This is a genomic window from Nonomuraea sp. NPDC049486, assembly GCF_040676925.1.
Lineage (GTDB): Bacteria > Actinomycetota > Actinomycetes > Streptosporangiales > Streptosporangiaceae > Nonomuraea > Nonomuraea ferruginea.
The window spans coordinates 89859-97613 of record NZ_JBFAPV010000023.1 but is presented as its reverse complement, the minus strand read 5'-3'; the positions used below and the strand labels follow the sequence as shown (position 1 = coordinate 97613).

The window sequence follows — 7755 nt, the reverse complement described above, 5'->3', positions numbered from 1 at the left end:
ACCTGGACTTTACGTGTCCGTCTACCTGGAGATTTCATGGCCGCCAGCCTGGATCAGGCTGGCCGCCCACCTGGAGAAATTCCTGACCGTCCACAAGGCCGCCCGCCACCGTGAAGGTCCGGTACCGTACGCGAACTCCCCCCGGGTTCGTGGGGAGGCCGCCCGGCGCCGTGAGGGTCCGGTCCGTACGCGAACCCCCGCCCTAGGCGGAGACTGCCGGGCGCCGTGAGGGTCCGGCACCGTACGTGAGCTTCCGAGCTGGGGTTGTGGAGGCGGACCGGCTTGTCGTACAGCCGGACCTCCGCGAGCAGGGGTCGGCGCGAGGTGCGGGTCGATCTCGTCGATCAAGTCCGGTTCGAGAAGCTGAGCACCGATGCCGGGCGAGAACCCCCGAGGTTCCTTCCGCGGCCCGATCCGGGCCGCCTCGGACGCGCCGTGACGACGTGGCCGCGCCGTAACGAGGGCCGCGCCGTAACGAGGGGTCGCGCCCGTAACGACGGGATCGTGCCGTAAAGAGGGGTCGCACCGTAACGACGAGGCCGCGCCGTGACGACGTAACCGCAGGGTGGCGGGAGAGGCGATCGGCGCTGGTTTATGCGGTTGCGTCCGGCTTGGCGGGCGTGCCTATGATCCCCCATGCCTCCCCTCACGCTTCCTCGTCAGCATGCCCGTACGGCCCGGTTCAAGCTCGGCGTCCCCAGGGACTTCACGATCTCGCCGGACGGCGCCCGGGTGGTGTTCCTCAGGTCCTCGGGCGGTGACGACCCGGTCAACCGGCTGTGGACGCTGACCGTGGCCACCGGGCAGGAGCGGCTGCTCGTGGACCCCGGCACGCCGGGCGGGACGTTGCCGGAGGCGGAGCGCGCCCGCAGGGAACGCACCCGCGAGCGCGCGAGCGGCATCGTCGCCTACGCCACCGACGCCGCCGTCACCAAGGCCGTCTACGCGCTCGACGGCGCGCTCCACACCGTCGACCTGCTGACCGGCGAGGTCACCCCGCTCGGCACGACCGGATCCGACCCGCGGCTCGACCCGGCCGGGCAGCGCGTCGCCCACGTGTCCGACGGCGCCCTGCACCTCGAAGGCAAGCCGCTGCTGACGCCCGACGGTCCCGAGGTGACCTGGGGGCTGCCCGAGCACGTGGCGGCCGAGTCGATGGCCCGCCACCGGGGCTACTGGTGGTCGCCCGACGGCACCCGCCTGCTGGTGGCGCGGGTGGACAACGCCCGGGTGAGCAGGTGGCACCTGTCCGAGCCCGCCGATCCGGGCAGGCCCTCCAGGACCATGGCCTATCCGGCGGCGGGCACCGACAACGCCGACGTGACGCTCTGGCTGACCTCGCCGGCCGGGGAACGTACCGAAGTGGTCTGGGACAGGGCGGCGTTCGAGTACGTCGCGGCGGTGTCGTGGACCGGGCAGGGGCTGCTGATCCTGGTGCAGAGCCGCGACCAGCGCACCACCCGCCTCCTGGAGGCCGACCCCGCGACGGGCGCGACCACGCTGGTGCGCGAGGACACCGACGACGCCTGGCTGACGCTGGTGCCCGGCACCCCCGCCCGTACGGCGGCCGGGGAGCTGGTCTGGACGGTGGACCGCGACGACACCCGCCGGCTGATGGTCGGGGACGACCTGGTCACGCCGCCGGGCCTGCAGGTGCTGCGGATCCTGGCGGTGGACGGCGACACCGTGCTCGCGCAGTGCTGCGACGAGCCGACGGAACGCCACCTTTACAGCTACTCCAGGGCTGCGGGGCTGACCAGGGTCACCTCCGAGCCGGGGGTGCACACCGGAACGCGCGCCGGCGGCGTCACCCTGGTCGTCAGCCGCACTCTGGAGGAGCACGGGACCCGCGTCACGGTGACCGGCGGAGGGGCGGCCACGCCGATCGTCTCGAACGGCGCGACCCCGGTCGTGCGCCCGCGGGCGGACCTGGTGTCGCTGGGCGAACGGGAGCTGCGCGGCGCGATCGTGTTCCCGTCCGGGCACGTGCCGGGCTCGCGGCGGCTGCCGGTCCTGCTCAGCCCGTACGCCGGGCCGGGCGGCGCCCTGGTGCTGCGCGGGCTGGACGACTACGCGGTCGCGCAGTGGTTCGCCGACCAGGGCTTCGCCGTGCTGGTCGTGGACGGGCGCGGCACGCCGGGCCGCGGACCGGCCTGGGAGCGGGCCGTGCACCTCGACAAGCTGAGCGCGGCGCTGGAGGACCAGGCCGACGCGCTGCGGGCCGCCGCCGGCCGCTTCCCCGACCTGGACCTGGACCGGGTGGCGATCCGCGGCTGGTCGTACGGCGGTTATCTGGCCGCCGCGGCCGTGCTGCGCCACCCCGACGTCTTCCACGCCGCCGTCGCGGGCGCGCCGGTCACCGACGCCCGCCTCTACGACACCCACTGGCAGGAACGCTACCTCGGCCATCCCGACCGGAACCCCGAGGCGTACGACCGCAGCTCCCTGATCGCCGACGCCCCGAACCTGCGCCGCCCGCTCATGCTCGTGCACGGTCTGGCCGACGACAACGTCTTCGCCGCGCACACCCTGCGGCTGTCCGCCGCGCTGCTGGCCGCGGGCCGCCCGCACACCGTCCTGCCGCTGTCGGGCGTCTCCCACATGACCGCCCAGGAGCAGGTCGCCGAGAACCTTCTCCTGCTGGAGCTGGACTTCCTGCGCCGGGCGCTCGGTCCGGAGCCCAGCTGATCACGCCCAGCGGAAGACGTGCCGTCCGGCTCCCACCTCGACGGCGGTGTCCGGGTCAGGGGCAGGTGGACGGCGGCGGTGGTGTTCGCCGGCACCACCACGACGAGTTCCGTCTGGTCCCCGGTCCGTTCCCAGCCGGCCTCGGCCCGGCCGTACGGGGTGTCGAGCGTGGCGCGGGCGCGGGTGAGGCCGCCGCCGGGAAGCAGGCGCGCGTCGTGGGACTCGCCGTCGTAGAGGCTCGCGGCGGTGACCTGGTTCGGCGCGCACCGCCAGGCGCCGTCGGTGGCGACGGTGTCCGTGGTGCCGTCGGAGTAGGTGATCTCCAGCTGGGTGATCAGGGCGGTCCGGTCTCCGTAGACGGCGGACCTGCCCCCGGCGAAGCCGACGCGGCCCCGGTACCAGCCGTCGGCGAGGGTGGCGCCGATCGTGTTGGCGCCCTCCTCCAGCAGGGCGGTGACGTCGTGGGTGCGGTAGCGCAGCCGGTGGTGGTAGCTGCTCCAGCCGGGGGCGAGCACGTCGTCGCCCACGACCCGGCCGTTCATCTCGACTTCGTACGTGCCGTGCGCGGTGACGTACAGGCGGGCCCGCTCGACGGGACCGCGCCGCTCGCGCGAGCCCAGCTCCGGTCCTGGCCAGGGCACGAGCACCGATTCCCCGGACGCGACGACGCCGGTGCGGGTGCCGTCGCCGCAGAGAGGTCATGTCATCCCTTGATGGCGCCGGCGGTCATGCCGGCCACGATCTTGCGGTTGAAGAAGACGAAGGCCAGCAGCGGCGGGATCGTGATCAGGACGATGTCCATGAACAGCAGGTTCCACTGGGTGCTGTACTGGCTCTGGAAGTTGTAGAGGGTGACCTGCACGGTGGCGTTCTCGTCGCCGGGCAGGAAGTAGAGCGGGTTGACGAAGTCGTTGAAGACGGCCACGGACGAGGTCAGCACGACCGTGATGGTGACCGGCCGGAGCAGCGGGAAGATCACCCGGAAGAACAGCCGCGCCCCGTGGCAGCCGTCGATCTGGGCCGCCTCGTCCAGCTCGCGCGGGATCGCCGCGATGAACGCCCTGAACAGCAGCATCGCGAACGACAGCCCGTAGGCGACCTCGACCAGGATCAGCCCCGGCAGGGTCTTGAACAGGCCCAGTGCCTGCAGCAGCCAGATGGTGGGCACGATCGCGGGCGGGATGATCAGCCCGGACAGCACCAGGAAGTCGACCAGCGTCCCGACCTTGCCGGCGCGGCGCTGCAGCACGAACGCGGCCATGGCGGCGAAGAACACGATCAGCGCGACCGAGGCGACGGTGAGGACGGTGGAGTTGACGAAGGCGCGCAGCAGCACGTAGTCACGCGCCTGGACGACCTCGACGAGGTTGTCCACCACCCGCCAGTCGACCGGCCAGGCGAAGTCCAGATCGGCGGCCTGCGCCGGGTCCTTGACCGCGGTCAGCAGCATGAACGAGAACGGCACCAGGAAGATCACGGTGGCCAGGACCAGCGCGATCGTGTCGGCGCCGAACTTCCTGAAGGTCCTCATACGGCGACCTGCCTCTTGCCCAGGACGTAGGTGAGCGGGACGACGATGGCGGTGACGATGAGGAACAGCAGCACGTTGCCGGCGGTCGACAGGCCGAAGAAGCCCGCCTGATACTGCTTGTAGATGATCGAGGCGATGACGTCGCTGGTGAAGCCGGGACCGCCCCGCGTCATCGTCCAGATGAGGTCGAACGACCGCAGCCCGCCGATGAACGACAGGATGATCACCGAGTAGGTGGCGGGCCAGGACAGCGGCAGCGTCACGTGCCGGAACCGGTGCCAGGCGCCGCCCCCGTCGACCTCGACCGCCTGGTAGTAGTCGCGCGGGATCGACATGATCCCGGCGATGTAGATGACGGTGGCCAGGCCCACGCCCTTCCAGACGTCGACCAGCGCGACCGACAGCAGCGCGGTCGTGGCGTCGCCGAGCCAGTCGGCGCCGTCGACGCCGGCCAGCGCGAGGGCCTTGTTCACCAGGCCGGTGTCCGGGCGGAGCAGCGCGCTGAAGGTGATGCCGACCGCCACGGTGGAGACCAGGACCGGGAAGAACACCACCGCGCGCAGGAAGCCGCGCAGCCGCAGCCTGGACGTGAGCAGCACGCCCAGCAGCAGGCCGAGCACCACCTTCAGCCCGCTGGTGACCACGGCGTAGACGATCGTGTTCCGGAAGCCGACGCGCAGGTTCTGCTCGGAGAGGAAGTCGCGGAAGTTGTCCAGGCCGACGAACTCGCTGTCGAACAGCGTCCACCGGGTCAGCGCGAAGTAGAACGCCATCACCGTCGGCACCAGGAAGATCACCAGGTAGACGACGGCGGCCGGCAGGTAGAGGGCGTACGGGTAGGGCGACCTGCGCCTGGCCGCCGGCCGGGCGTGCCGCTCGGCCGGCGGCCCGCCGGGCCCCGCGCGGAGCCCGGCACGCTGCTCGGTCACCACCCTGCCAGCCCCAGTTGCCTGGCCTGCTTCTCCACGTCCTTGTCGTACTGGGCGGCGCCCTCGGCGGGCTGCGTCAGCCCCGAGCCGACGGCGACGGTGATCTGCTCCAGCGACGGGCCCTTGATGGGCGACAGGAACTCCAGCGCGGGCGTCGTGGCGCCCCGGTCGATGTAGGCCTGGAGGTCCTTGGCCACCTGGATGGCGTCCTCCGGCAGCTTCGACCCCTTGATCCGGTACGGTCCGGACGGCTGGACGGCGGCGGTCACGGCTTCGGTGCCCGCCGGGGAGGCGACGAAGGCCAGGAACTTCTTGGCCGCGTCCAGGTGCTCGGTGGTCCTGGCGATGTAGAGGGCGGCGGGCTCCCAGACGGTGGCGCCGCCGGCGGCCGGGTCGTCGCCCGGGATGCCGAAGTAGCCGACATCGGTCGCGGTCTGGGGGTAGGTCTCCAGGAGCGGCGGGAGCAGTTGACTGAGCATCGCGTAGTGCGCGCCCTCGCCCTCGACCAGCATCTTCAGTCCCTGGTCGAGGGTCGCCGAGCCGAAGCCCTTGTTGAGGTGGCCCTTGGCGTGCACGTCGGCGAGGTGCTGGAAGCCGCCCGTCGCGGCCGGCGTGGTGGCAAACTTGGCCTTGCCAGCGGTGTAGTCGGCGGCGAAGCCGGGCACGGCGGCCTGGACGTTGTGGTAGTCGGCGAGCACGAAGATCTGGGACGTCCAGGTGTCCTTGAACGTGCTGATCACCGGGGTGATCCCGGCGGCCTTGATCGTGTCGTTGTTGGCCATGAAGTCGGCCCAGGTCCTGGGGACCTCCAGGCCGAGCCGCTCGTAGACCTTGCGGTTGTACAGGATGCCGCCGCCGCCCATCGTGGTGGCCGGGACGCCGTACGCCTTGCCGTCGTGCGAGACGACGGGCAGGTAGTCGGGCTGGACCTGGGCCAGGACGGGATCCCCGGTCAGGTCGACGAGGGTCTGGGCCGGGTTCAGCGCCTGCAGCAGCGAACCGGAGTTGTACCAGAACACGTCGGTCATCTCGCCGGTGGACAGCCGGGTCTTGACGACGTTGTCACCCTCGCTGCCTCCCGGCTGGTGCTCCATGTCGATCTTGATCGTGGGGTTGACCTTCATGAACGCGTCGGCCAGCGCCTTGGAGGTGTCCACGGTCGACTGGTCGCTGCCCGTCATGAAGGACAGGGTCACGGTGCCGTCGGCGGCGGGCTCCGAGCCGGATCCGCACGAGGCAAGGGCCGCCGTCGCGAGCACGGCCACGGCCGATGCCAGCATGCGGTGGGAGGTCTTCACACACCCTCCAGGGGTTTTGAATCGTTTTAAGCGGCTCCCCGATGCGGTTAACGTAGGCGTTGCCCGAAGAGGTGTCAAGACATGATTTGGGTAACGGTACCCACTCTTCTCGCAGTTGAGATCGCTGTACGTACGAGTAATGCAGGTAATGTTTCCCCCGTCGGACCGGCTCGCGTCCAGCTCGTACACTGGGATCACCCCACGGGAATTGGAGCCTCATGGTCGCGCCCAGCCGACGCCGACGAGTGACGATCAACGACGTGGCCAGCCACGCCCAGGTCTCCGTCACCGCGGTGTCCAAGGTGATCCGCAACGCCTACGGCGTCAGCCCCGCCATGAGAGACCGGGTCAAGACGGCCATCGAGGAGCTGGGCTACCGGCCCCAGGCCGTGGCGCGGGGCATGCGCGGGCGCACCTTCACGATCGGCCTGATGCTGCCGCACATCAGGAACCCGTTCTTCGCCGACATCCTCGACGGCCTCACCGAGCAGCTCGCCGGCACCGACTACCGGGCGTTCATGATCCAGGGGGGCGCCACCCGCAAGGTGGAGAGACTGGCGGTCGACGCCCTCATCGACCGCCAGGTCGACGGCATCATCATGGTCGCCCCGCTCGCCTCGAAGGCGCGACTGGAGGAGGTGGCCCAGGAGAAGCCCACCGTGGTGCTGGCCCGCCACGAGCGGTCGTCCTTCTACGACTCCGTCTACGACGACGACGAGGCGGGCGCCGAGCTGGTCGTGAAGCACCTCATCGAGCTCGGCCACCGCCGGATCGCGCACATCACGCACCAGGACGACAGCCAGGCGCAGCCGGCCGACCTGCTCCACAACATCCGGGCCGCGACCTACGAGCGCGTCATGCGCGAGCACGGGCTGGCAGACGAGATCGCCGTCGCGACCAGCTTCTACCACGAGAAGGGCGGCTACGAGGGAGCGCGGGAGCTGCTGGACCGCGATCCCCGCCCGACGGCCATCTTCGCGGGGGCCGACCAGGCGGCGTTCGGCGCGCTCGCCGCGGTCTACGAGGCCGGGCTCCGCGTCCCGGCGGACGTCTCGGTCGCCGGCTACGACAACACCCACCTGGCCGCCCTGCCCAACATCACCCTGACCAGCGTCGACCAGGAGGGCTCCGTCATGGGCGGCGCCGCCGGCAAGCTGCTGCTGGAGCGCATCGAAGGCCGCACGTCCGCGGTCCGCTTCTCGGTCACCCCCAGCCTGGTCGTCCGCGGCTCCACGGCCCCGCCCGCGTCCTGACGCGCGTGGGTAACGTTACCCACGCATCCACACACGCGGCCGGTCGAGGTGCGGCG

At 71.1% G+C, this 7755-nt stretch carries 5 protein-coding genes and 1 pseudogene; 2 read left to right on the top strand and 4 right to left on the bottom strand.

The features are described 5' to 3' along the window. The first annotated feature begins 636 nt into the window (after nucleotides 1–636). The gene (locus AB0K05_RS41135; protein WP_364236776.1) at nucleotides 637–2688 is read left to right on the top strand and encodes a prolyl oligopeptidase family serine peptidase; all 2052 of its coding nucleotides are present in this window, start codon (nucleotides 637–639) and stop codon (nucleotides 2686–2688) included. A gap of 62 nt (nucleotides 2689–2750) precedes the next feature. On the opposite strand, the pseudogene AB0K05_RS41130 reads toward AB0K05_RS41135, so the two are convergent. The 4 genes and pseudogenes from AB0K05_RS41130 to AB0K05_RS41115 all read right to left on the bottom strand — a co-directional run. Further along, nucleotides 2751–3329, bottom strand: a pseudogene (locus AB0K05_RS41130) (alpha-L-rhamnosidase N-terminal domain-containing protein); the annotation flags it as partial. A gap of 62 nt (nucleotides 3330–3391) precedes the next feature. After that, the gene (locus AB0K05_RS41125) at nucleotides 3392–4219 is read right to left on the bottom strand and encodes a carbohydrate ABC transporter permease (RefSeq protein ID WP_364236774.1); all 828 of its coding nucleotides are present in this window, start codon (nucleotides 4217–4219) and stop codon (nucleotides 3392–3394) included. Continuing rightward, nucleotides 4216–5148, bottom strand: coding sequence for a sugar ABC transporter permease (locus AB0K05_RS41120; protein ID WP_364236772.1), 933 nt, complete (start codon nucleotides 5146–5148; stop codon nucleotides 4216–4218). Before AB0K05_RS41120 ends, AB0K05_RS41125 begins: the two co-directional genes overlap by 4 nt. Then, nucleotides 5145–6446, bottom strand: coding sequence for an ABC transporter substrate-binding protein (locus AB0K05_RS41115; protein WP_222708910.1), 1302 nt, complete (start codon nucleotides 6444–6446; stop codon nucleotides 5145–5147). The genes AB0K05_RS41120 and AB0K05_RS41115 overlap by 4 nt, the downstream gene beginning before the upstream one ends. Before the next feature lie 260 nt (nucleotides 6447–6706). Between AB0K05_RS41115 and AB0K05_RS41110 the strand changes: the two genes are divergently transcribed. Continuing rightward, on the top strand, nucleotides 6707–7699 hold the full coding sequence (locus AB0K05_RS41110; protein ID WP_271278225.1) for a LacI family DNA-binding transcriptional regulator: 993 nt from the start codon (nucleotides 6707–6709) through the stop codon (nucleotides 7697–7699). Nucleotides 7700–7755: the final 56 nt, after the last annotated feature.